We start from the raw sequence: 23,395 nt of genomic DNA on the forward strand, positions 1-23,395 counted from the left end.
ATGGAGACCGGCGACCGCGGCCTCTACCCCGACGACGTCGCCGCCCTCCTCGGCCTCTACCGCGTGCCAACCAAACGCCGCGAGGAACTCCTCGACCTCGTCCGCAATGGCGCCGAACCCAATTGGTGGCAACTCAAGCCCGCCGACCTTCCCACCGAATGGCGGGATCTCATGGCCTTGGAGGCCGACGCCACCGCCATCGTCAACTTCGAGCCGCAGTTGGTGCCCGGCCTCCTACAGACCGCCGAATATGCCACGGCAGCGATGCGCGGCATAGATCCCGCACTGCCGGAATCCGCGGTCAACGCGCTGGTGGCTGCACGCATGGCCCGGCAGGCCCTCCTGACCAGACGTGGCGCACCAAAACTGCACGCCATTCTCGACGAGATGGTGTTGCGCCGTTCCGTCGGCGAACCCGGCGTGATGCAGCGTCAGCTGCAACACCTGGTGGCCTGCTCCCAGCGGCCCAACATCACCGTCCAGGTACTCCCGTTCAGCGCAGGCGCCACTCCCGGCCTGCACGGCCCCCTCATCGTCCTGGACCTCAGCGACGGACGGAGCGTGGTTCATCTGGAATCACGGGAGGTCGCCGCTTTCCTCAGCGAGGAGCCCCATGTCCGGTCCACTAAACTTGCCGTGCGCCAACTGGTTGCCGTGGCCCTGGCACCGGACGAGTCCCGTCGGCTCATTGCCAGCGTGGAGAGCGAATCGAGGAGCACCGAATGAACACCCCACCCATCTGGCGCAAGAGCAGTCGCAGCGGCACCACGAGCAACTGCGTCGAGGTCGCTGTCACCGCCCCGACGGTGGCGGTGCGCGATTCCAAGAACGCCCCGGGCTCGACCCTTACCTTCCCGCCCACCTCCTGGACCGCATTCCTCACCGTGCTTCACTAACCCGGTGCACGAGGCCCTGCGCCGCATCGAACAACTCGGCGACAGCACTTCCCTGGACCTCAGGGACCTCTGCCTCACCGCGCTGCCGCCCGAACTCGCCGATCTGACCCACCTCACCGAACTCAACCTGGCCGGCAACTACCTTGTCGAATTACCAGATTGGCTGTGCAACCTCACCGAACTCGAGAAGCTCTCCTTGTTCAGCAACGAGCTGACCCGGTTGCCGCCACAGATGGGCGATCTGACCCAGCTGGTGAAGCTCGGTATCGATGACAACAAGCTCAGCCGGCTCCCGGACAGTCTGGCCAGGCTCACCAACCTCACCGGTCTTTGGATCGGCAACAACCGATTGACGTCGGTGCCAGACTGGGTCGGCAATCTGACCGAACTCACCAGTCTCAATCTCAATGAATGCGGAGTCACCGAACTGCCGGACTGGCTGGCGCGCCTGACCCGTCTCCGGACTCTCCGGCTCGAAACCAACCAACTCACCGAGCTGCCTGACTGGCTGCCTGACCTGGTGAACCTCGACACGCTGTGGCTCTCCGCAAACCAGTTCACGGAGGTATCCGGCGCGATCCGCCAAATGACCGGGTTGGTCGACCTGCACCTCGGCGATAACCAACTTGATGGTCTCCCCGGCTGGCTCGCCGAACTGCGTGGCCTGAGGTCGTTGGACATCAACGCCTGCCAACTTGACGCGCTGCCCGACTGGATCGGCGACCTGACCGATCTGACCAGGCTGTACGCCAGCAGTAACAATCTCACCGAACTGCCGGAATGGCTCGGCAGGCTCACCCACCTCGACATCCTATTTCTGTCCAACAACCAGCTCACCGGGTTGCCGGACTGGCTCGGCAACCTCACCAAGATCACCGCTCTCGGCCTCGTCGACTGCGGACTGGCCGAGCTTCCGGACTGGTTACGCAACCTGACCCGGCTGGCATCGCTGCGCCTGGACGACAATGCCCTGACCGAACTACCAACCTGGCTTGGCGACCTCACCGACCTCATCGTGCTTTCGTTGCACGACAATCCGCTCCGAGCCCTCGACGACCAACTCGCGAAACTCACCAGGCTCGCGTTCCTCAACCTCTCCGACTGCCAGCTTGGAAGCCTGCCGGACTGGATCGGCCAACTCACCGGCCTCCAGACACTCTTCCTGAGTGGCAACGAGCTGACCGAGCTTCCGGGCTGGATCGGCAACCTCACCAGACTCCGCTGGCTCGACCTGGGCGAGAACCGGCTGACCAGCCTTCCGAACGAGATCGGCCGGTTGACCGGTCTGAATCGACTGTTCTTGCACCACAACCAGCTGACCGAACTTCCGGCCAGCATCGGCGCACTGACCAACCTCAGGGCGTTGCATGTCTTCGGCAATCGGCTGCGGGCGCTCCCGGACGAGATCATCGGGATGACCCAACTGGCCAGCCTGCGCGCCGGCCAGAACCAGCTGACGAAATTCCCGAACGGGTTCGGCCAGCTCAGCGGCCTTGTCGAGTTGAGTCTCGACAACAACCAACTGCGCGCGCTGCCCGACAGCCTCGCCCAACTCACCAATCTCACCACGTTGCTGCTGGCCAGCAACAACCTCGTCGAACTGCCGAACTGGCTGGTCGAGATGCCCGGGCTGACCGATCTGTCCGTGGCCGGAAACCCGTTCGTCTCCCCGCCGCCGGAGATCACCGCCGCGGGAACCGAAGCCGTGCTGGCATTCCTGCGGGCCAGGAAGGCGGGCAGCATCAGGCTGTGGGTGTCGAAGCTGCTGGTCGTTGGCGAGGGCGGGGTAGGAAAGACCTCGCTGGTGAAGGCGCTGGCTCGCCGCCGGCACAATCCGCACGAGCCGTCCACGCACGGCCTGATGATCAGCGATTTGGTTCTCGATCATCCCTATGAACGCCACGTAGGGATGTCGTTGCACGCCTGGGACTTCGGCGGGCAGCAGATCTACCACGCCACCCACCAGTTCTTCCTCACCGACCGGTCGCTGTTCGTGCTGCTGTGGAACTCCCGCCTTGGCTGGGAGCAGGGCAAACTCCACTACTGGCTGGACATCATCAAGGCCCGGGCGCCCGATTCGCCGGTCGTCCTGGTGGCCACCCACATCCACGGCCGACCGGTGGATCTTCCGATCGCCGACCTGCGCCAGCAGTACCCGATGATCGTCGCCAGCGTCGAGGTGGACAGCGCGACCGGGGACGGCATTGACGGGCTGCGCACCTTGCTGACCGACCACGCGGCGCGGCTGCCGCTGATGGGCTCCGAATGGCCGCGAAGCTGGCAACGAGCCGCGATCGCGCTGCGACTTACCAAGGCAGACCACATCAGCCCGGACCGAATGTGGCAGGTCATGTCCCGGAACCGGGTGCCGGATTCCCGGCAGCAGCGCTACATCGCGAAAGCGATGCACGAGTTGGGCGACCTCCTCTACTACCCCGACGATCCCGAGTTGGATCACATCGTGGTGCTTCGGCCGGCCTGGGTGAACGACTACATCAGCAAGGTGTTGGACAGCCCCGAGGTGGCGGAGCGGCATGGGGTGCTGACCCGGGACCACCTGAACGAACTGTGGGCGGACCTCGACCACGGGGTCCGGCAGCACTTCCTCGGGATGATGGAGAAGTACGACCTGTCCTACCGGGTGGAAGGAACACGCTCGGGAGACGTCAGCCTGGTGGTCGAGCGGTTGCAGTGGAACCCGCCGAACTACCAGGCCGAATGGGAAGCGCTGCGGCGGCGGGAGGACACCCGGGAGATCAGGGTCATCTACCGGCTCAACACCATGCCGCCCGGCATCCCGACCTGGTTCATCGCCCGGTCGCACCGGTTCAGCCGCAACGTCCACTGGCGCACCGGGGCGCTGCTCGCCCATCCGGACGGCCGGCACCTGGCGCTGGTGAGCGCCGACCGGCATCGCAACGCGGTCGAGCTGACCGTCCGGGGGCCGACGCCGGCCGGGTTCTTCAGCGTTCTCGACGACGGCCTCAACGTGACCCTGCAACGGTTTCCCGGTCTGGACATCACCCGCCAGGTGCCCTGCCCGTGCGAGGACTCGTGTCCGGAGCTGTACGACTACGAGAACCTGCAGGCACGGTTGGCCCGGGCGGTGCCGCGCTACGACATCGAATGTCACCGTTCCGGGGAGTTGGTCCAGATCCCGCAGTTGCTCCTCGGGCTCGCTCCGTCCGAGCGGAGTACCCAGGCCGCGATCGACCAGCTCACCGACACCGTGAACCGGCTCGGCGAGTCGATGGGCCAGCAGAGCGACTACATACAGCGGATGTTCCTGCGGCTGCAACGGCTGGCGCAGAGCCAGGTCGAGGCGCGGTGTCCCAGCGTGTTCGCCGTGGTTCCGGCGGATCGGCGGCGGATAGCCGGGTCGGCGTACGAGATCCATCTGTACTGCGAGGAGCCGGGAGCGTGGCATCGGCTGCCCGAGCCGGCCGGGGTCTACCCGGTGACGCAGCCGGCGGAGTGGTTTCGCAAGCTCGGCCCGTACCTGCGGAACCTGATCATCGTGCTCAAGCACGCCGCGCCGTTGGCCGGGCCGGTGCTCGGGGTTGCCGTAGGCACGCTCGACCAGCAGCTCAAGGCGGACTGCGACCTGATGAAGGAACTGGCCAGCCAACTGCAGGCCGACCTGCGGTACCAACAGGAGGTGCGCGGCGGCGCCGTCCCGCTGCCGGAGGCGCACGCCGACACCGATGCCGACTTCCGGGCGCTGCGGGCGATGTTGACCAAGCTGGATCCGGAGGAGACGTGGGGCGGGCTGTCCCGGACGCTGACACCGGAGGGGTTGACGTTGTATTTGTGCCGGGACCACCTCGCGCAGTATCGACAGTCGGGGTGACTCACCTGATCAGGTGACGCGCGCTACCCTCGCCGGTGTGAGTGACCTGCCTGCTGTTCCCGAACCGCACGAGATGCGTGCCTCGAACGCGGACCGGGAGCGGATCGCGAAGATCCTGCACGACGCGATGGCCGAGGGGCGGCTGACGGTCGACGAGTTGGAGGAACGGCTCGACAAGGTCTACGCCGCCAAGACCATGGGGGATCTGGTGCCGATCACCCGGGATCTGCCGGTGCCGGCCGCCGCCACCCGAACCGGCTCGCTGCCCATGCACCGCAACCGGGTGGGCGGCCGGGGCACGTCGTCCGCCGCAGTCGCGATCATGTCGGGCTCCATTCGCGGGGGGCCCTGGACCGTGCCGCCGACGTTCACCGCGTTCGCCATGATGGGCGGCGTCCAGATCGACCTCACCGACGCCAAGTTCGAGGACGCCGAGACCACCATCCAGGCCTTCGCGATCATGGGCGGGGTCGAGATCGTCGTTCCGGAGGACATCACGGTCATCGTGACCGGCGTGGGCTTCATGGGCGGGTTCGAGGACCGCGCGCACGTGACCGGCCCGCCCGGGTGCCCGGTCGTGAAGGTCACCGGGTTCGGCTTCTGGGGCGGCGTGGACGTGCACCGGGCCAAGCCGAAGAAGGCCAAGAAGAAGCTCCACCAGCAGGACGACCGCCCCCAACTCGAGTCCTGACGCCCGACCACCACTCGGCGAGTCCCCAGCTCCGGTACCCCGAGTTGCCGACTCGGGCACACAAACCCGCAGGTCAGCGCCTTGGTCGCGATCCGGTCACGGACCGGTCGGCACGGCACACCCCCCGCGGCGGCCTAGACTCTGCGCCATGGCAGTTCCCTCCATCACCCGGTCGGACCAGGGGTTACCAGCCGCCCTGGCCGACGCCACCCGGGACGAGACCGCGCTGCGCCGGTTCCTGCACGGCCTGCCCGGGGTCGACCAGGTCGGCGCCGAGCAGCGCGCGGCCGGCCTGGCCACCCGCAGCATCAAGAAAGCCAGCAAGCTGTGGGCGATCGACACGGCGATCACCATGATCGATCTGACCACGCTGGAGGGCGCGGACACCGTCGGCAAGGTCCGCTCGCTGTGCGCCAAGGCCCGCCGCCCGGACCCGGAGCGGCCCGATGTGCCCCAGGTCGCCGCCATCTGCGTGTACCCCGACCTGGTGCCGACCGCGGTCGACGCGCTGCGGGGCACCCAGATCAACATCGCCAGCGTGGCGACCGCGTTCCCGTCCGGGCGGGCCAGCCTTGCGGTCAAGGTCGCCGACACCGAGTCGGCGGTCGAGGCCGGCGCCACCGAGATCGACATGGTGATCGACCGGGGCGCCTTCCTCTCCGGCCGGTACGGGCAGGTGTTCGACGAGATCAGGGCGATCAAGGCGGCCTGCGGCGAGACCCACCTCAAGGTGATCCTGGAGACCGGCGAACTGGTCACCTACGACAACGTGCGCCGCGCGTCCTGGCTGGCACTGCTGGCCGGCGGCGACTTCATCAAGACCTCGACCGGGAAGGTGTCCCCGGCCGCCACGCTCCCGGTCACCCATGTGATGCTGCAGGCCGTGCGCGACTGGCACACCGCCACCGGCGAGTTGCGCGGGGTCAAGCCGGCCGGCGGGATCCGCAACACCAAGGACGCCATCCGCTACCTGGTCGCCGTGCACGAGGTGGCCGGGCCGCAGTGGCTGTCCCCCAACCTGTTCCGCATCGGGGCGTCCAGCCTGCTCAACGACCTGCTGATGCAGCGGCGCACCCAACTCGAGGGCCACTACAGCGGCCCGGACTATGTGACGGTGGACTGATCATGAGCACCCCAACCTGGGAGTACGCCCCCGCTCCGGAGTCCCGGGACATCGCCAACCTCAAGCCCAACTACCGGATGTTCGTCGACGGCCAGTTCGTCGACGGCGCGGGCGAGCCGCTCAAGACCATCAACCCGGCCACCGAGGAGGTGCTCGCCGAGGTCTCCACCGCCGCACCGTCCGATGTGGACAAGGCGGTCCAGGCGGCTCGCCGGGCCTACGACCGGGTCTGGGGCAAGATGCCCGGCGCCGAGCGGGCTAAGTACATCTACCGGATCGCCCGCATGCTCCAGGAGCGGGGCCGCGAGCTGGCCGTGCTGGAAAGCCTGGACAACGGCAAGCCGATCAGGGAGTCGCGGGACGTGGACGTCCCGCTCGCCGCCGCGCACTTCTTCTACCACGCCGGCTGGGCGGACAAGCTGGAGTACGCCGGCCTTTCGACAAGCACAGACCGGACTCCGAAGCCTCTTGGCGTCGCCGGCCAGGTGATCCCGTGGAACTTCCCGCTGCTGATGGCGGCCTGGAAGATCGCCCCGGCGCTGGCCTGCGGCAACACCGTGGTGCTCAAGCCGGCCGAGACCACCCCCCTGACCGCGCTGGTGCTGGCCGAGATCATCCAGCAGGCCGAGCTGCCGCCGGGAGTGGTCAACATCCTGCCCGGGGCCGGCGACGTGGGCGCCGAGCTGGTCAACCACTCCGGCGTCAACAAGGTCGCGTTCACCGGCTCAACCGAGGTCGGCAAGCTGATCCAGCGATCCCTTGCCGGCAGCGGCAAGAAGCTCACCCTCGAGCTGGGTGGCAAGGCGGCCAACGTGGTGTTCGAGGACGCCCCGCTGGACCAGGCGGTCGAGGGCATCGTGAACGGGATCTTCTTCAACCAGGGGCACGTGTGCTGCGCCGGATCCCGGCTGCTGGTCCAGGAGTCGGTGGCCGACGAGTTGCTGGACAAGCTGCACGCCCGGGTGTCCACGCTGCGGCTCGGCGACCCGCTGGACAAGAACACCGACGTCGGCGCCATCAACTCGAAGGAGCAGCTGGCCAAGATCCGCGAGCTGGTGTCGTCCGGCGAGGAGGAGGGCGCCAGCCGGTGGACCAGCCCGTGTCCGTTGCCGGACAAGGGTTTCTTCTTCGCTCCGACGGTATTCGCCGGGGTCAGCCAGGCCATGCGGATCGCCCGGGAGGAGATCTTCGGCCCGGTCCTGTCGGTGCTCACCTTCCGCACCCCGGACGAGGCGGTGGCCAAGGCGAACAACACCCCCTACGGCCTGTCCGCCGGAATCTGGACCGACAAGGGCTCCCGGATCCTGTGGATGGCCCAGCGGCTGCGCGCCGGCGTGGTCTGGGCCAACACGTTCAACCGCTTCGACCCCACCGCCCCGTTCGGCGGCTATCAGGAATCGGGCTTCGGTCGTGAGGGCGGCCGCACCGGGCTGGAGGCATACCTCGATGTCTGATCGGTTGTCGGTCGCCAAGACCTACAAGCTCTACATCGGCGGCGCGTTCCCCCGCTCCGAGTCCGGCCGGTCCTATCCGGTGCGGGACAACAAGAACGGCTTCCTGGCCAACGCCTCGCTGGCGTCCAGAAAGGACGTTCGGGACGCGGTCGCCGCCGCCCGCAAGGCGTTCCCCGGCTGGTCCGGCGCCACCGCGTACAACCGGGGTCAGGTGCTCTACCGGGTGGCCGAGCTGCTGGAGGGCCGCCGCGAGCAGTTCATCGCCGAGGTGGCGGCCAGCGAGGGCGGCGCCAAGCGCGCTCAGTCCATTGTGGACGCGGCGGTGGACCGCTGGGTCTGGTACGCCGGCTGGGCGGACAAGGTCGCCACCGTGCTCGGCGCGGCGAACCCGGTGGCCGGACCGTACTTCTCCTTCTCCGTCCCGGAGCCCACCGGCGTGGTCGGCGTTCTCGCCCCACAGTCCTCCGCGCTACTCGGGCTGGTCAGCGTGCTGGCTCCGGTGATCGCCACCGGCAACACGGCGGTCGTGGTGACCAGCCAGGACCGCCCGCTGCCGGCGATCACCCTGTCCGAGGTGCTGGCCACCTCGGACGTACCCGGCGGGGTGGTGAACATCCTGACCGGCCGCACCGCGGAACTGGCCCCGTGGCTGGCCTCGCACGCCGACGTCAACGCGCTCGACCTGGCCGGCGCACCGGAGGCGCTGCGCACCGACCTGGAACGCGCCGCCGCCGGCACGGTCAAGCGGGTGCTGCGCGCGCCGAGCGGCGAGCCGGACTGGACCCGGCAGCCCGACGTGTCCCGGCTGCGGGCATTCCTCGAGAACAAGACCGTTTGGCATCCGATGGGCGTCTGATCGGGGGAACTTCCCCCGCGGCGCGCCCGTCATAGGGCAATCTGACACCAGCGCTGGGCACGGCATGGGGAGAGGGCGATGGCGGGCGAGGGAAATCGCGTCGAAGTCGACGAGCAGGCGCTGCTGGGTTACAGCACCGGGGCCGACCGGCTGGCGGGCGACGTGCGCTCGGTCGGCAGCACGACGCTGAACGGCGTCAACGCGTTGCCCGAGGACGTGTTCGGCAAGCTCGGTGCCGAGGTCGGCCTTTCCGGCGCGTTCCGGACCGCCGCCCAGGCCCAACTCGACGGGGTCACCGCGGTGGCCAACGGCATCGCCGCGCTCTCCCACTCGGTGAGCAAGGGGCTCACCGGGTACCAGCAGGAGGACGTCGAGGCCGCTGCCCAGATCAACCAGGCGGGCCAGTCATGAGCCGCGCCGACGCACTTTCTCCCGCGGAGGCGCCGTGAGTATCGAGACCTTCACTCGCCCGATGCGCGACCACCGGGCCAAGCTGGACGGGGACACCGGCAGCGGCAGCACCGCGGCCGACTCGTTGCGCCGGGCCAGCACCGCGCTCACCGGGTTCGACGGCGACCACGACGCCTTGGTCCGCACCGCGCTCGGCGGCTGGTACGGCCAGCAGGCCGGGCTGTTCCAGGAGCAGGTCGCCAAGGTCAAGAACGCGATGACCGCACTGGCCGGCAACAGCACCGCCGCCGGCACGGTGGCCAGCACCGCCACCGAGGCGGTCACCAGCGGGCGGACCACGATCGACAACCTGATCACCGAGTTCGTCGGCCGGGCCACCCCGGTACTCGAGGCCGCGGCGGCCGCGGCGGCCAACGGCGACAGCGGCCGGGCCATGCAGGCCTACGCCAGCGTGCGCACGATGGCCGACGAGTACAGCACCCGAACCGGCGAGGCGCTACAACGGGTCCGCGACCAGCTCACCCCGCTGGTCGGCCAACTGGCCAACCTGACCACCGTCGACGTCGGCACGCTCGGCGGGCTCGGCGGGCAACTCGGGCCGTCCGTCGACGGCATCACCACCCCTTCGTTCGCCGACCCCTCCGGCAACGGCGGGGTCGCCACCCAGCCGCCCCCGGGGGCCGCGACCGGTGGCGGCGGCTCCGGTGCCGGCGGCGGTGGCGGTTTTGCCGCCGGCGGCGGCGGTGGCGGCTTCGGCGGCGGAGGTGGCGGCGGCACCGCGGTCGGCCCGCGGCTGCCGCAGGCGATCCCGATCCAGCCCGGCACCGGCGTCGGCGTGAACCTGCCGGACGGCAGCTCCGCCGAGGCGCCCAACGAGATCGCGGCGCAGGCGGTGCGCAACGCGATGTCCGCGCTGGGCACCCCGTACGTGTGGGGCGCGTCCAATCCGCCGTCCGGCACCGACTGCAGCGGGCTGACCTCGTGGGCCTACGGCAACGCCGGGCTGGAGATCCCGCGGCACTCCTCGGCTCAGGCCGTGGGCGCCTCGGTGGACCCCGGCCAACTCGCGCCCGGCGACCTGGTGGTCTGGAACGGGCACGTGGCCATGGTGGTCGGCAACGGACAGATGATCGAGGCCGGCGATCCGGTCCAGGTCAACCCGATCCGCACCTCCAACATCGGGATGCCGTTCCTGGGCTTCTACCGGCCGACCGGCTGATTTCCGGGTAACTTCATGAATCGATGAGCGGGTATCAGGACCACCTCGACGCCGAGATCCGGCGCGCCGACCAGAAGATCAGGGAGACCGGCGCGCGGGTGACCGCGCACATCGCCCGGCGTGGCCCGGTCACCGGGCGGGCGTCCTCGCGCAGCGGCGCCGTGACGGCGACCGTGCAGCCCGGTGGGCGGCTGGTGGAGCTGGACATCCAGGGCTCGGCGTTCACCATGAAGCCGGAGGAGCTGGCCGCCGAGATCGTCGCGGTGGCCCGGCAGGCGACCCGCAACGCCAGCGGCCGGCTGCACCAGGCCCTGAGCACGGTGGTCTCCCCCGAGGTGACGGCGAGCCTGGCCGCGCTGGGCCTGACCCCGGGCACCGCCGCCGACGAGTACGTCGACTGGGCGGACGTGATCCGGAGAACCCGGTGAGCACACCCGAGCCACCGGTCGACGAGCTGCTCGCGCAGGCCGAGCAGCGCCGGGCGGCGGCCGCCCGGCTGCCCCGGATCATCGCCGGCACCACCGGGATCGGCATGGACCAGCGCCGGCTGGTGCAGGCCACCACCAACGCCAGCGGCGAGCTGTACGGGCTGGTGCTGCACCCGGCCGCGATGTCGATGGGCGGGCAGGAACTGGGCCGGATGGTGATCGAGGCGGTGTACCAGGCGACCGAGTTCGCCCGGCAGCGCTGCTTCAACGAGGTGGCCCTGGTGTTGGGCGACAACGCCACGGCCGAGTTGGAGGAGCTGATCGGGTGGTCACCGGCCCGCGCGGCCGGCTGGGACAGCGCGCCGCGAGCGGCAACTCCGGCAACGGATCCGGCGCCGCCGGACCCGTTGCCCGAGGATGACGACCCCGATGACCCGCTGTCATTCGACCCGTCGACCCTTCGCTCCGACCGGTGATCCCATTGCTCATCAGCACCCCGTAGGCTTCCGACGTTTGGTGCGCTCACCAGGAGGACCTCCAATGGCTCAGGACATAGTTCCGATCGAGCTCGGGCTGCCCCAGGGCGATCTCGTCACACTGTGGGCCCCGCGCTGGCGAGAGGACGGCGAGGAGTGGGAGGCGTTCCTCGGTCACGAGGACGATCTCTACGCCTTCCCGGATGCGGCCCACCTGGCCGCCTTCGTGCGCACGGTCGAGGAGCACGACCTGGTCGATCACCCGGCCTGGTCGGTGGTGCCCGGTCTGTCCGTCGCCGAGCTGCTGCCGGACGAGGCGCACCAGTACGACCTGGTCGGCGTGCCCGAGCTGGTCGCCGAGGAGCCGGACACGTGGACCGTCGGCGAACTGGCCGACATCGTGGCCATCGTGCGGTCCCTGGCCGAGGTCTGCGAGCTGGAGGTCGTGCACGAGATCCTGGACTCCTCGGACGGTTTCCAGATGCTCGCCCAGGGCACGTATCCGTTCACCGGCCGGGAGGGCGAGCGGCTCTGGACCGATCTCGCCGAGAAGATCTCCGAGCGCTGGGACGAGGTTCTCGACGCCCTCGACGTGGTCGTCGCCGTCCCCGAGGTGGACGCCGCCACCCTCGACCAGACCACCGATGAGCTGGCCGCGTTCAAGGCCGAGTCCGAGGAGTCGGAAATCGTCCTCGGCGCCGAGGACATCGACGAGTCCGAAGAGGACGCCACCGAGTCCGAAGAGGACGAGGAGGAGGACGAGGACGCCGACGAGGAAGAAGAGGAGGACGAGGAGGAAGACGAAGAGGAGGAGGCGCCGCTCAGCTTCTGGGCCGAGGTCGGCATCGACCCGATCCGCATCGTCACCGAAAGCTCGGACTACTACACCCTTCGGTGCTACCTCGACGACGAGCCGATCTTCCTCGGCTCCGAGGGCCAGATCGACGTGTTCCCATCACCGCGCGCCCTGGCCAAGTACCTGGCCACCCCCACGGAGGACAACGACCTCGCCGAGGTGTCCACATGGGACGAGGTGTCCACCCGCGCAACCGACGGCAGCCTCGACGTCACCGTCGAGCAGGACAACACCTACGTTCTGCAGGGCCTGGCCGACGACCTGGCCGGCGGCCCGGACACGGTCGATCCGGTGCAGCTGGACCTGGCCATCGAACTGCTCACCGACGCCGCCGAGTGGGCCGAGGACGAGTCCGTCGCCGCCGCCCTGTCCCAGTCGGAAACCCTGGGCTGGCTGGTGTCCTTCATCCTCCGCCCCGACCCCACTCGCCTGGCCCCCAGCCCGCCCTTCGATGCCGAGATCAAGGCCTGGCAGTCCCTCCTCCGCGCCTTCGAAGACCGCCTCCGCTCCCACTAGCCACCCGACCTCACGCTGGAAACGGCAACTCGGACACTCACGTGTCTGGAAACGACAACTCGCCGCACCGCAACCGGGAACTCGCCAGACCGGAGCCGGGGACTCACCGCACCGCAGACTCGCCGGGCTGGGGTCGGGGACTCGCGCGTGTTGGGGAGCCGGAGCGGGTGGGTGGGGGTGGGCGGGATCAGGGAATGGGTTCGTTCATCAGGGTTGCGTAGCCGGGCTTGATCACGGTGTTGATGATGTTCAGGCGTTCGTCGAAGCCGATGAAGGCGGACTTCATCGCGTTGATGGTGAACCAGCGGAGGTCGGCCCAGGTGTAGCCGAACGCGTCGACCAGACGGGACATTTCGCTGGACACCGTGCAGCCGCTCATCAGGCGGTTGTCCGTGTTCACGGTGACCCGGAAGCGGAGCTTGGTGAGCAGGCCGATCGGGTGGTTCTCGATCGAGGTCGCGGCGCCGGTCTGCAGGTTGGACGTGGGGCACATCTCCAGCGGAATGCGGCGGTCGCGGACGTAGCTGGCCAGGCGGCCCAACTGGATGCCGCCGTCCTCGTCGGCCTTGATGTCGTCGACGATGCGGACGCCGTGGCCGAGGCGTTCGGCGCCGCAGTGCTGCAGGGCCTCCCAGATGGAGGGAAGACCGAAGGCCTCGCCGGCGTGGATGGTGAAGTGGGCGTTCTGCTGCCGGAGGTACTCGAACGCGTCGAGGTTGCGGGTGGGCGGGAAGCCCGCCTCCGGCCCGGCGATGTCGAAGCCGACGACGCCGGAGTCGCGGTAGCGCACCGCCAGCTCGGCGATCTCCAGCGAGCGGGCGTTCTGCCGCATCGCGCACAGCAGCGTGCCGATCCGGATGATCCGCCCGGTCTCGGCCGCGCGGGCCATGCCGAGCCGGAAGCCCTCCTGCACGGCCTCGACGATCCCGTCCAGCCGCAGGCCCTGCTCGCTGCACAGCTCCGGGGCGTAGCGCACCTCGGCGTAGACCACACCGTCGGCGGCCAGGTCCTCCGCGCACTCGGCCGCGACCCGGACCAGCGCGTCGGTGGTCTGCATGACGCCGACGGTGTGCGCGAACGTCTCGAGGTAGCGGACCAGGGAACCGGAGTCGGCGGACTCGCGGAACCACGCGCCGAGCGCGGAGACGTCGGTGGTGGGAAGGTCGCGATAGCCGCTCGCCTCAGCCAATTCGATCACTGTCTGTGGGCGCAGACCCCCGTCCAAGTGATCGTGCAGTAACACCTTAGGCGCAGATCGGACGGCTTCCGGGGTCACCGGGGCGGGCTTCGTCGGCAGCATGGGCCAACGGTACTCGGCAGCCGGTATGGCCTGATCGGGTAATCAACCGGTCACGTATGGTGGCGCGCGGCCCAGCGGCGAACTAACGGGTGGCGTATGGATGCGTTCTGGCAGTGGCTAGGCTCCCCTGCGTCGATTCTCCTCCTCCCCAGGACGAAGGCCAGCTCCGTGAACGAGAACAACAACAACACGGTGTCGTTCGACCGGATGCGCAACATGCTCGTGCGCGCGGCCGAGATCCGTGAGAGTGAACAACAGCAGATCTTCGACGCCCTCGACGAGATCCACGCCCGGCTCTCGCCGCTCGAGTCCATCGGCTCGGTCCGCAAGCGGCTCTCCGAGATGCCCGATCGCGCCGAGTCCAACGCACTCGGCGAGCGGCTGGACGCCGCGCTCGCCAAGCTCGACGCCCAGGACGGCGCGATCGCCGCGCTCAGCCGCGCGGTCGAGGCCATCGTGGACAAGCTCGCCTCGCCGTTCGCCCAGCTCGACGGCCGGCTGGACGGGGTGGCCGGCCGGTTCGAGGGCGTCGCCGGCCGGATGGACGGCCTCGAGGACAAGCTGTCCAACATCCACCGGCGGCTCGACGAGCTGGACGGTCACCTGGACAAGCAGGACGGCAAGCTGGACCTGCTGCCCAGCTCGGTGCACGGCCCCGTGCGCGAGCGGATCGAGCAAGCCGAGACCGGCCTGCGCACCCGGATCGACGAGGCCGCCAAGACCGTGCAGGCGAAGGTGGACGACACCCGCACGGCGCTGGAGGGCTCGCTGGACGACACCAAGAACACCGTCGACGGGACCGAGCGGCTGGAGGCGCTGGCCAAGCGGCTCGAGCAGGTCACCGGCCGGCTGGACGAGCTGACCACCCGGCTGGACAAGGTCGAGGACGGCTTCACGGCCGCCCTCACCGAGGTGGGCGGCAACATCGACCAGGCGCTGACCAAGGTCGAGGGCACGCTGGCGAACCGCCCGGACCGCGACGCGCTGGCCTCGCTGGTGCAGAAGAGCAACGAGGACTCGGTGCGCCGGATCGGCGGACACCTGGACGAGGCGATGGCGACCTTCGCCGAGCTGATGATGGGTGGCGGCACCCCGCAACTGCGCCCGCCGACCACGCTGCCGAGGCAGAGCCGGCGCCGCAACACCAAGGCCAAGACCAACAACCGGGCGCCGGAGGACGGCGTCGAGGATGTGGACCCGGCGAACGAGGCCTGAGCGGGCAACAGCACCACGCGGGCTACGTGACCAGGCGGAAAGGCTACGTCGTCAGCTGGTGCGGCCGGATCCCGAGCCGCCGGGCGTGACCAGACCGGACTCGTAGGCGAGGACCACGAGTTGGGCCCGGTCGCGGGCGTGCAGCTTGGTCATGGCCCGGTTGATGTGGGTCTTCGCGGTCAGCGGGCTGATCACCATCCGGTCGGCGATCTGGTCGTTGGACAGGCCCTGCGCGACCAGGGCGACGGCCTCGCGCTCGCGGTTGGTCAGCTCCTCGAGACCGGTGCCGGCACCGGTCTCGAGGGGCTGGGTGACGTACCGGTCGATCAGCTTGCGGGTGATCGACGGGGCGAGCAGTGCGTCGCCGCGCGCCGCCACGCGCACGGCGTGCAGGAAGTCCTCCGGCTCGATGTCCTTGACCAGGAACCCGGCCGCCCCGGCGCGCAGCGCGTTGAACACGTACTCGTCAAGGCCGTAGTTGGTCAGGATGACCACGTGCACCCGCGCCAGCGCCGGGTCCGCGACGATCCGCCGGGTCGCCTCGATGCCGTCGACGAACGGCATCTGGATGTCGATCAGCGCGATGTCCGGCACGTACTGCCGGGCCAGCGCCAGGCCCTCGCTGCCGTTGGCGGCCTCGGCCACCACCTCGATGTCGTCCTCGTTGTCCAGCAGCGCACGAAACCCGCTGCGAATCAGCGGCTGGTCGTCGACCAGCAGGACCCGGATCATGACGGTTGGTCCACGGGCAGCTCGGCCTGGACGGAGAACCCGCCCTCGCTGCGCGGCGCCGCCCGCAGCCGACCGCCGAGCGCGGTGACCCGCTCGCGCATCCCGAGCAGCCCGACGCCGGGCACCGGGGCGGCGTCGGTCGTGGCCGTGCCGTCGTCATCGACCCGGATGACCAGGGTGTCGGGCCGGTAGTCGATCCGGACCGACGCGGTGCTGGCCGCGGCGTGCCGGGCGACGTTGGTCAGCGACTCCTGCACGATCCGATACGCGGTCCGGTCCACCTCGGCCGGCAGGTCGTCGCGGTGTCCCTCGATCGTCAGCCGGGCGTCCAGTCCGGCCGTGCGGGCCCGCTGCACCAGGTCCGGAACGTGGTCGAGCCCGTGTGGCGGGTTCCGGTCGTCGTCCCGCAGCGCCTCCAGGGTCGCGCGCAGCTCGCGGGCCGCCTCCCGGCCGGCCTCCCGGATCGCCAGCAGGGCCTCCGGCACCTCCTCGCCCCGCCTGCGGGCCAGGTGGACGGCGACCTCGGCCTGCACCTTGATCACCGAGATCTGGTGGGTGAGCGAATCGTGCAGCTCCCGCGCGATGTGCAGGCGCTCCTCGTCGGCGCGGCGCCGCGCGGTCTCCTCCCGGGTGCGCTCGGCCTCGTCCGCCCGCCGCTCGGCCTGGCGCAGTGCCTCACCGGCCGCACCGGCGGCGATCAGCCAGGCCAGCTCCAGGGCACTGCGGGCGTGCGCGAACGCCTCGCCCACCGGCAGGTCGGCCGGGGCGGCCATGATCGCCAGCGGCAGCGCGACCAGCATGATCACCGAAACCGCCACCGTGACGATGCGGTGCCCGGCCCGGACCGCGGCGTACACCGCGAACAGGTAGGCGACCGCGGGCACGTCGAAGCCGACGGCCTGGTAGCCGAGCGCGCACACCCCGGTCCCGGCCAGGACGGCGACCGGCGCCCGGCGGCGCGCGACCAGCGCCAGACCGCCGATGATCAACAGGGCGTAACCGATCGGGTCGAGACCCGTGCCGGGCGGTTGGCCGGACAGCCCGGCGACCAGCAGGGTCGCCGCCACGCCGACGGCGATCAACCAGTCGATGGCACCGATCCGGCCCCGGCTCATCCCCGCACCCTAACCGGATCCGCGCGCCGGCGACTCCTGCGGCAGGACGATCAGCCGGCTACCGCACCCGCGGTACTCCGGGCCCCGCTACGGCGGCCGCGGCAGTGCGAAGTGCCTGCGTGCGCACAACGACCGGCGGCGGGTCCACCGGACATGCTCACGGGTGTCACGTCACGGGAGACAAGGAGCACCTCATGTTCGTCCTGCACCTGCCGACCGCGGCGGCCAGCTACGCCCCGGCCGTCGCCGATTCCTACGGGTTGACCGCCGGGCGGTTCTGGTCCCTGGTGGCCGCCGTGCTCGGGCTGGCCGGCGTGGTCGCCGGCGGCCTGGCGCTGACCCGGTTCACCGGCCGGACCGGGCGAAGGGCGGCCATGGGGGCCATGGTCGCGGGCCTGGTCGGGACGGTCGTCGGCGGCCTGGTCGTGGCCGCCGCCGACGGCGGTCCGGGCACCGGTTACGGCATCGTCGGCGGCTACATCGCCGTGGTGATCGGGGTGGTCGCCGTCGGGCTCGGCGGGCTGGCCATGGCGCGCGCCCGCCGCACCGCCCGAGTCAGGTGACGGACCGCAGCACCTCGCGAACCAGCGGCACCGGGTCGGGGGCGGCGTCGGCGACGGTGACCGCCCCCGCCAGCGCGGCCAGCGCGGCCGGCACCGCGTCTGGCGTGTCGGTGTGCAGCTCGAGCAGCGGATCGCCGGCTCGCACCCGGTCGCCCGGCTTGGCGTGGCAGATGATGCCGGCGGCCGCCTGCACCGGGTCCTCCTTGCGGGCCCGGCCGGCGCCAAGACGCCAGGCCGCCACCCCGACCGCGTAGGCGTCCAGCGTGGCCAGCACGCCGTCGGCGGGTGCCGGGACCAGGTGCACGTGGGCCGGCGTCGGCAGTGCCGCCTCCGGGTCACCACCCTGCGCGCTGATCATCCGGCACCAGGTCTCGTACGCCTCTCCGGAGGCCAGCACCGGCGCCGGATCGACGGACAGCCCGGCCAGCGACAGCATCTCCCTGGCCAGCTCCAGGGTCAGCTCGACCACGTCGGCCGGGCCGCCGCCGCGCAGCACCTCGACCGATTCGGCCACCTCGACGGCGTTGCCCACCGCGCGGCCGAGCGGCACCGACATCTCGGTGATCAGCGCCGAGACCTTCAGGCCGCGCTGCTGCCCGATCTCGACCAGCGCCGCGGCCAGCGCGCGGGACGCCTCGACGGTGCGCATGAACGCGCCGGTGCCGGTCTTGACGTCCAGCACAAGGGCGTCCGCCCCCTCGGCGATCTTCTTGCTCATGATCGAGCTGGCGATCAGCGGGATCGACTCCACGGTGGCGGTCACGTCGCGCAGCGCGTACAGCTTGCGGTCGGCCGGGGCCAGGCCGTCGGTCGGCGCGCACACCACGGCGCCGACGGTGTCCAACTGCCGGACGATCTCCTCGGTGGACAGCCGGGCCCGCCAGCCCGGAATCGACTCCAGCTTGTCCAGCGTGCCGCCGGTGTGCCCGAGCCCGCGGCCGGACAGCTGCGGCACCGCCGCTCCGCACGCGGCGACCAGCGGCGCGAGCGGCAGCGTGATCTTGTCGCCGACCCCGCCGGTGGAGTGCTTGTCCACGGTCGGCCGGGACGACGTCAGCGCCAGCGTCTCGCCCGAGTCGACCATGGCCGCGGTCCACCGCGCGGTCTCCTCGGCGTCCATCCCGTTCAGGTAGATCGCCATGGCCAGCGCGGACATCTGCTCGTCGGCCACCACGCCACGGGTGTAGGCGTCGACCACCCAGTCGATCTGCTCGTCGGAGAGCCGCCCACCGTCCCGTTTGGACCGGATGACGTCGACGGCGGACATCGGCTCACGGGTCATTGCGGCAAATCCTCCGGTCCGAACGCGTGCGGCAGCACGGCGAGCATCGGCAGCGGCCCCGCCGGGGTGTCCACAAGGCACTCCGGACCGCCCAGTTCGTAGATGACCTGCCGGCAGCGGCCGCACGGCATCAGCAGCTCACCGGTGCCGCTGCGACAGGCGATGGCGACCAGCCGGCCGCCCCCGGTCAGCCGCAGCTGTCCGGCCAGGGTGCACTCCGCGCACAGGCCCAGCCCGTAGGAGGCGTTCTCCACGTTGCAGCCGACCACGATCCGGCCGTCGTCGACCAGCGCGGCGGCACCGACGCTCAGCCCGGAGTACGGGCAGTACGCCAGCCCCGCCGCCTCCTCCGCTCTCGCCCGCAGGTCCGTCCAGTCCACAGTGGACCGCGTCAACCGCCCTCACCCTTGCGGTAGACCTGCCCGTCCGCTTTGGGCATGCGCAGTCGCTGGGAGGCAAGGGCGAGCACCAAAAGGGTGACCACGTAGGGCGCGGCACCGACCAGCTCCGAGGGGAGCGCGTCGGTGGCGAAGAACCACCAGCCGAACAGCACACCCAGCACGGTAGCCACGATCGCCAGAGTCCGCTGCCCGGCCCGCAGCTGGAACACCGCGACCACCAGCAGCGCGATGCACAGCAGCAGGAGCAGCGCGTGCACCGCGTCCGCCCCGCGCAGCTGCATGGCATCGGTGTAGCCGAACAGCCCGGCGCCGGCGGCCAGGCCACCCGGCCGCCAGTTGCCGAAGATCATCGCGGCCAGACCGATGTAGCCGCGGCCGGCGGTCTGCCCGTCCCGGAACTGGCTGGAGAAGATCGCCAGGATGGCCCCGCCGAGCCCGGCGAACGCACCGGAGGCGATCACCGCGGCGTACTTGTACTTGTAGACGTTCACGCCGAGCGACTCGGCCGCGACCGGCGCCTCGCCGCAGGAGCGCAGCCGCAGCCCGAACGGCGTGCGCCACAGCACGAACACGCTGCCGAACAGCAGCAGCACGGCCAGGATCGTCAGCAGCGACACGTTGGTGACCAACCCGCCGAGCAGCCCGGCCACGTCGGAGACCAGCCACCAGTGCTTGTCCTCGATGGTGTTCAGCAGGTCGGACAGGCCGGGAATGGTCACGTGGTAGACGTCCTGCAGCCGCGGCGACTGCTTCTCGCCGCCACCGAGCGCCGGGTCCGAGAAGGCCAGCTTGTTCAGGAACAGCGCGAGGCCCGGGGCCAGCAGGTTGATCGCCACACCGGAGACGATGTGGTCCACGCCGAAGGTCACCGTGGCCACCGCGTGCAGCAGGCCGCCGAGCGCGCCGAGCACCACACCGAAGGCGATGCCGGCCCACGGACCGAGGTGGAAACCGGCGTAGCCGGCGCCCCAGGTGCCGAGCACCATCATGCCCTCGAGGCCGATGTTGACCACGCCGGCCCGTTCCGCCCACAGCCCGCCGAGGCCGGCGAGGGCGATCGGCACCGCGGCGGTGAGCGCGGCCTCCATGGTGCCGCTCGAGGTCAGGTCGGTGGCGCCGGTGAACACCCGCACCAGCGACACGATCGCGAGCGCGCCGAGCGAGGCGAGCAGGTACGCGCTCGGCCGGATCCGGCGCTGCCGGCGCTGCGGCGCCGGCTCGACTCCCACGGTCAGTCCCGTCGTCATGACCCCACCGCCTCGGGAACCTTGGTGCTGCCCAGTGCCCTGCCGACTTCACGCTGTTCGAGCCGGACCCGGTAGCGGCGCACCAGCTCGTAGGCGATCACCACGGAGAGCACGACGACGCCCTGCATGATCGCCAGGATCTCCTTGGGCACGTCGTTGCCCTCCAGCCCGTTGGCGCTCGCGTCCAGCAACCCCCACAGCAGGGCCGCGAACGCCATGCCGATCGGGTGGTTGCGGCCGAGCAGCGCGACCGCGATGCCGATGAACCCGACCCCGGCCGGGAAGTTCAGCGAGTACGAGTGCGCCCCGCCGAGCAGCTCCGGCATGCCGACCAGGCCGGCGACCGCGCCGGAGAGCAGCATCGACAGGAACACCATCCGCTTCACGTCGACGCCGCTGGCCACCGCGGCCGACTCGGAGAGCCCGGTGGCCTTGAGGTCGAAGCCGAACCGGGTGCGGGAAAGCCCGAACCAGTACAGGAACCCGACCAGGATCGCGACCACGATCAGTCCGTGCACGGTGGCCGACGGCGGGGCGTCCGGGAACGGGATGCCGGAGACCTGCCCACCCTCGGTGATCTCCGGAGTATGGATGTCGTTGCCGGTCAACACGGCCATCCGGTCCGGGTTGAGCAGGAACGCGACCAGCGCGGTGGCGATCGCGTTCAGCATGATCGTCGAGATCACCTCGCTGACCCCGCGGGTCACCTTGAGGAACCCGGCGATGCCCGCCCAGGTCGCGCCGACCACCATCGCGGTCAGGATGGTCAGCGTGACCCGCAGGAACGACGGCAGACTCTCCATGAAGGACGCGCCGGCCAGCGCGGCGGCGAGCATCGCGGCCAGCCGGTACTGCCCGTCCACGCCGATGTTGAACAGGTTCATCCGGAACCCGATCGCCACGGCGACCGCGGCCAGGTAGTAGTTCGTCGCGTTGTTAATCGCGATGACCGTGGTGCGCGGCCGCTGCGCCGCCTCCACGATCGCCTCGACCGCGCTGCCCGGTGAGGTGCCGGTGAGCGCCAGGATCAGCGAGCAGATCAGACCGGCGAACACCAGCGCGCTGACCGGTGCCGCGAGTCCAAGCAGGACGGATCGGGCCGATAACCGTCCCATCACGCCACCTCCTCGCAAGCTCGGTGGTGGCAAGGCCCGCCGCCTCGCGGGCTCGGCGGCGGTGCGGTGCTCAACGATTCGCTCGCAAGCTCGCTCATCATCACGCCACCTCCTCCGCGGCTCCGGTCATCGCCGAGCCCAACTCCTCCGGGGTGACCGACTTGGGGTCGTGCGAGGAAACCAGCCGGCCGCGCAGGATCACGGTGAGCCGGTCGGACATGCCGATCAGCTCGTCGAGGTCGGCGGAGATGAGCAGCACGGCCAGGCGCTCGGCGCGGGCCCGGCGGATGTGCTCCCAGATCGCCGCCTGCGCACCGACGTCGACGCCGCGGGTCGGGTGCGAGGCGATCAGCAGCACCGGGTTCCCGCTCATCTCCCGGCCGACGATCAGCTTCTGCTGGTTGCCGCCGGACAGCGCCGCGGCCAGCACGTCGATGCTCGGGGTGCGCACGTCGTACTCCTCGACGATGCGCCGGGTGTCCGCCTTGGCCGCGCGCCGGTCGATCAGCGGGCCGCGGACGTTGGGTTCCTGGTTCTGGTGGCCGAGGATGCGGTTCTCCCAGAGCGTCGCCTCGAGCAGCACACCCTGCCGGTGCCGGTCCTCCGGGATGTAGGCCACCCCGGCCTTGCGGCGCTGGCGGGTGGACAGGTGGTTGATGTCCTTGTCGCCGAGGCGCACGGTGCCCGCGGCCAGCGGCCGGATGCCCATCAGCGCCTCGACCAGCTCGGCCTGCCCGTTGCCCTCGACGCCGGCGATGCCGAGCACCTCGCCCGCGTGGATGGTGAACGACACGTCGTCCAGCACCGCGCGGCCGTCCTCGGAGCGCACGGTCAGCCCGGACACGTCCAGAACCACCTGGTCGGTCACGGTCGACTCGCGCAGCTCGGGCACCGGCAGCGCGTTGCCGACCATCAGCTCGGCGAGTTGGCGGGCGGTCACGTCGCCCGGTTTGACGCTGGCCACCGTGGTGCCGCGCCGGATCACCGTGATGTCGTCGGCGACCGAGAGCACCTCGTCGAGCTTGTGCGAGATGAACAGAATGGTCAGACCTTCGGCCTTGAGCTCGCGCAGGTTGCCGAACAGCTCGTCGACCTCCTGCGGCACCAGCACGGCGGTGGGCTCGTCCAGGATCAGGATGCGGGCGCCGCGGTAGAGCACCTTGAGGATCTCCACCCGCTGGCGCTCACCGACGCCGAGGTCGTCGACCAGCCGGTCCGGATCGATGTCCAGCCCGTAGCTGTCCGAGATCTCGGCGATCTTCGCCCGGGCCGCCTTGAAGTCCAGCCGCCCGCCGGCCTTCGGCTCGTTGCCGAGGACCACGTTCTCCAGCACGGTCAGGTTGTCGGCAAGCATGAAGTGCTGGTGCACCATGCCGATGCCGGCCCGGATCGCGTCCGCCGGGGAGTGGAAGGTCACCGCCGTGTCGTCGACCGTGATCGTGCCCTCGTCCGGGCGCTGCATCCCGTAGAGGATCTTCATCAGGGTGGACTTGCCAGCGCCGTTCTCTCCGACGATGGCGTGCACGGTGCCCGGTCGTACCACGATGTTCACGTCGGAGTTGGCGATCACGCCCGGGAACCGTTTGGTGATCCCGGTCAGCTCGACCGCATTCGGCATCGGCGCATCCTCGTCGAAGTCGCGGTGGTGG

The 23,395-nt window shown here is 70.2% G+C and carries 22 protein-coding genes; 14 read left to right on the forward strand and 8 right to left on the reverse strand.

All coding sequences use genetic code 11. The annotated features are described in order from the left end of the window. From VFV67_RS24800 to VFV67_RS24855, 12 genes are all read left to right on the forward strand, one after another. On the forward strand, window positions 1-726 hold a 726-nt coding region (locus VFV67_RS24800; RefSeq protein ID WP_326473036.1), incomplete at its 5' end, for a DUF5753 domain-containing protein. Next, complete coding sequence (locus VFV67_RS24805) at window positions 723-896, forward strand: DUF397 domain-containing protein (protein WP_326473037.1); 174 nt, start codon at window positions 723-725, stop codon at window positions 894-896. The genes VFV67_RS24800 and VFV67_RS24805, both read left to right, overlap by 4 nt. Before the next feature lie 4 nt (window positions 897-900). After that, window positions 901-4,746 carry a leucine-rich repeat domain-containing protein gene (locus tag VFV67_RS24810; RefSeq protein WP_326473038.1) on the forward strand — a complete coding sequence of 1,282 codons (3,846 nt, stop codon included), beginning with the start codon at window positions 901-903 and terminating at the stop codon, window positions 4,744-4,746. Between the two features lie 37 nt (window positions 4,747-4,783). Beyond that, window positions 4,784-5,437, forward strand: a complete 654-nt coding sequence (locus VFV67_RS24815; RefSeq protein WP_326473039.1) for a DUF1707 domain-containing protein — start codon at window positions 4,784-4,786, stop codon at window positions 5,435-5,437. A 148-nt stretch (window positions 5,438-5,585) separates the two neighbouring features. Further along, on the forward strand, window positions 5,586-6,560 hold the full coding sequence (gene deoC, locus VFV67_RS24820) for a deoxyribose-phosphate aldolase (RefSeq protein ID WP_326473040.1): 975 nt from the start codon (window positions 5,586-5,588) through the stop codon (window positions 6,558-6,560). A 2-nt stretch (window positions 6,561-6,562) separates the two neighbouring features. Next, window positions 6,563-8,014 carry an aldehyde dehydrogenase family protein gene (locus VFV67_RS24825; RefSeq protein WP_326473041.1) on the forward strand — a complete coding sequence of 484 codons (1,452 nt, stop codon included), beginning with the start codon at window positions 6,563-6,565 and terminating at the stop codon, window positions 8,012-8,014. After that, entirely contained in the window at window positions 8,007-8,870 is an 864-nt protein-coding gene (locus VFV67_RS24830) for an aldehyde dehydrogenase family protein (RefSeq protein ID WP_326473042.1), read from the forward strand. The genes VFV67_RS24825 and VFV67_RS24830 overlap by 8 nt, the downstream gene beginning before the upstream one ends. Before the next feature lie 78 nt (window positions 8,871-8,948). After that, the gene (locus tag VFV67_RS24835; protein WP_326473043.1) at window positions 8,949-9,281 is read left to right on the forward strand and encodes a hypothetical protein; all 333 of its coding nucleotides are present in this window, start codon (window positions 8,949-8,951) and stop codon (window positions 9,279-9,281) included. A 34-nt stretch (window positions 9,282-9,315) separates the two neighbouring features. After that, window positions 9,316-10,500 carry a C40 family peptidase gene (locus VFV67_RS24840; protein WP_326473044.1) on the forward strand — a complete coding sequence of 395 codons (1,185 nt, stop codon included), beginning with the start codon at window positions 9,316-9,318 and terminating at the stop codon, window positions 10,498-10,500. Between the two features lie 23 nt (window positions 10,501-10,523). Further along, window positions 10,524-10,928: a YbaB/EbfC family nucleoid-associated protein gene (locus VFV67_RS24845; protein WP_326473045.1), complete on the forward strand. Its 405-nt coding sequence runs from the start codon at window positions 10,524-10,526 to the stop codon at window positions 10,926-10,928. Next, window positions 10,925-11,404 carry a hypothetical protein gene (locus VFV67_RS24850; protein ID WP_326473046.1) on the forward strand — a complete coding sequence of 160 codons (480 nt, stop codon included), beginning with the start codon at window positions 10,925-10,927 and terminating at the stop codon, window positions 11,402-11,404. Before VFV67_RS24845 ends, VFV67_RS24850 begins: the two co-directional genes overlap by 4 nt. A 64-nt stretch (window positions 11,405-11,468) precedes the next feature. Continuing rightward, window positions 11,469-12,776 (forward strand): primosomal protein, encoded by a 1,308-nt coding sequence (locus tag VFV67_RS24855; protein WP_326473047.1) that lies wholly within the window; start codon window positions 11,469-11,471, stop codon window positions 12,774-12,776. 187 nt (window positions 12,777-12,963) lie between these two features. On the opposite strand, the gene VFV67_RS24860 is transcribed toward VFV67_RS24855, so the two are convergent. Then, on the reverse strand, window positions 12,964-14,076 hold the full coding sequence (locus VFV67_RS24860; protein ID WP_414636343.1) for an adenosine deaminase: 1,113 nt from the start codon (window positions 14,074-14,076) through the stop codon (window positions 12,964-12,966). A 207-nt stretch (window positions 14,077-14,283) separates the two neighbouring features. On the opposite strand from VFV67_RS24860, the gene VFV67_RS24865 reads away from it, so the two are divergent. After that, window positions 14,284-15,291, forward strand: a complete 1,008-nt coding sequence (locus tag VFV67_RS24865) for a PA containing protein (protein ID WP_326473099.1) — start codon at window positions 14,284-14,286, stop codon at window positions 15,289-15,291. A gap of 51 nt (window positions 15,292-15,342) precedes the next feature. On the opposite strand, the gene VFV67_RS24870 is transcribed toward VFV67_RS24865, so the two are convergent. Both VFV67_RS24870 and VFV67_RS24875 read right to left on the reverse strand, forming a co-directional pair. Continuing rightward, window positions 15,343-16,023, reverse strand: a complete 681-nt coding sequence (locus tag VFV67_RS24870; protein ID WP_326473048.1) for a response regulator transcription factor — start codon at window positions 16,021-16,023, stop codon at window positions 15,343-15,345. Beyond that, window positions 16,020-17,138: a sensor histidine kinase gene (locus VFV67_RS24875; protein ID WP_326473049.1), complete on the reverse strand. Its 1,119-nt coding sequence runs from the start codon at window positions 17,136-17,138 to the stop codon at window positions 16,020-16,022. The genes VFV67_RS24870 and VFV67_RS24875 overlap by 4 nt, the downstream gene beginning before the upstream one ends. A gap of 194 nt (window positions 17,139-17,332) precedes the next feature. Here VFV67_RS24875 and VFV67_RS24880 point away from each other — a divergent pair, with 194 nt between their 5' ends. Further along, window positions 17,333-17,701 carry a DUF6223 family protein gene (locus tag VFV67_RS24880; RefSeq protein WP_326473050.1) on the forward strand — a complete coding sequence of 123 codons (369 nt, stop codon included), beginning with the start codon at window positions 17,333-17,335 and terminating at the stop codon, window positions 17,699-17,701. Here the strand turns inward: VFV67_RS24880 and VFV67_RS24885 are convergent. From VFV67_RS24885 to VFV67_RS24905, 5 genes are all read right to left on the reverse strand, one after another. Next, on the reverse strand, window positions 17,694-18,983 hold the full coding sequence (locus tag VFV67_RS24885) for a thymidine phosphorylase (RefSeq protein ID WP_326473051.1): 1,290 nt from the start codon (window positions 18,981-18,983) through the stop codon (window positions 17,694-17,696). The genes VFV67_RS24880 and VFV67_RS24885 overlap by 8 nt on opposite strands. Beyond that, entirely contained in the window at window positions 18,980-19,378 is a 399-nt protein-coding gene (locus tag VFV67_RS24890) for a cytidine deaminase (protein ID WP_326473052.1), read from the reverse strand. The genes VFV67_RS24885 and VFV67_RS24890 overlap by 4 nt, the downstream gene beginning before the upstream one ends. Beyond that, window positions 19,375-20,631, reverse strand: a complete 1,257-nt coding sequence (locus tag VFV67_RS24895; RefSeq protein WP_326473053.1) for an ABC transporter permease — start codon at window positions 20,629-20,631, stop codon at window positions 19,375-19,377. The genes VFV67_RS24890 and VFV67_RS24895 overlap by 4 nt, the downstream gene beginning before the upstream one ends. Then, on the reverse strand, window positions 20,628-21,746 hold the full coding sequence (locus tag VFV67_RS24900; protein ID WP_326473054.1) for an ABC transporter permease: 1,119 nt from the start codon (window positions 21,744-21,746) through the stop codon (window positions 20,628-20,630). The genes VFV67_RS24895 and VFV67_RS24900 overlap by 4 nt, the downstream gene beginning before the upstream one ends. A 100-nt stretch (window positions 21,747-21,846) precedes the next feature. Continuing rightward, the gene (locus VFV67_RS24905; RefSeq protein ID WP_326473055.1) at window positions 21,847-23,364 is read right to left on the reverse strand and encodes an ABC transporter ATP-binding protein; all 1,518 of its coding nucleotides are present in this window, start codon (window positions 23,362-23,364) and stop codon (window positions 21,847-21,849) included. Window positions 23,365-23,395: the final 31 nt, after the last annotated feature.

The sequence above is a fragment of the Actinophytocola sp. genome (genome assembly GCF_035762905.1).
Classification (GTDB): Bacteria; Actinomycetota; Actinomycetes; order Mycobacteriales; family Pseudonocardiaceae; genus DASYTH01.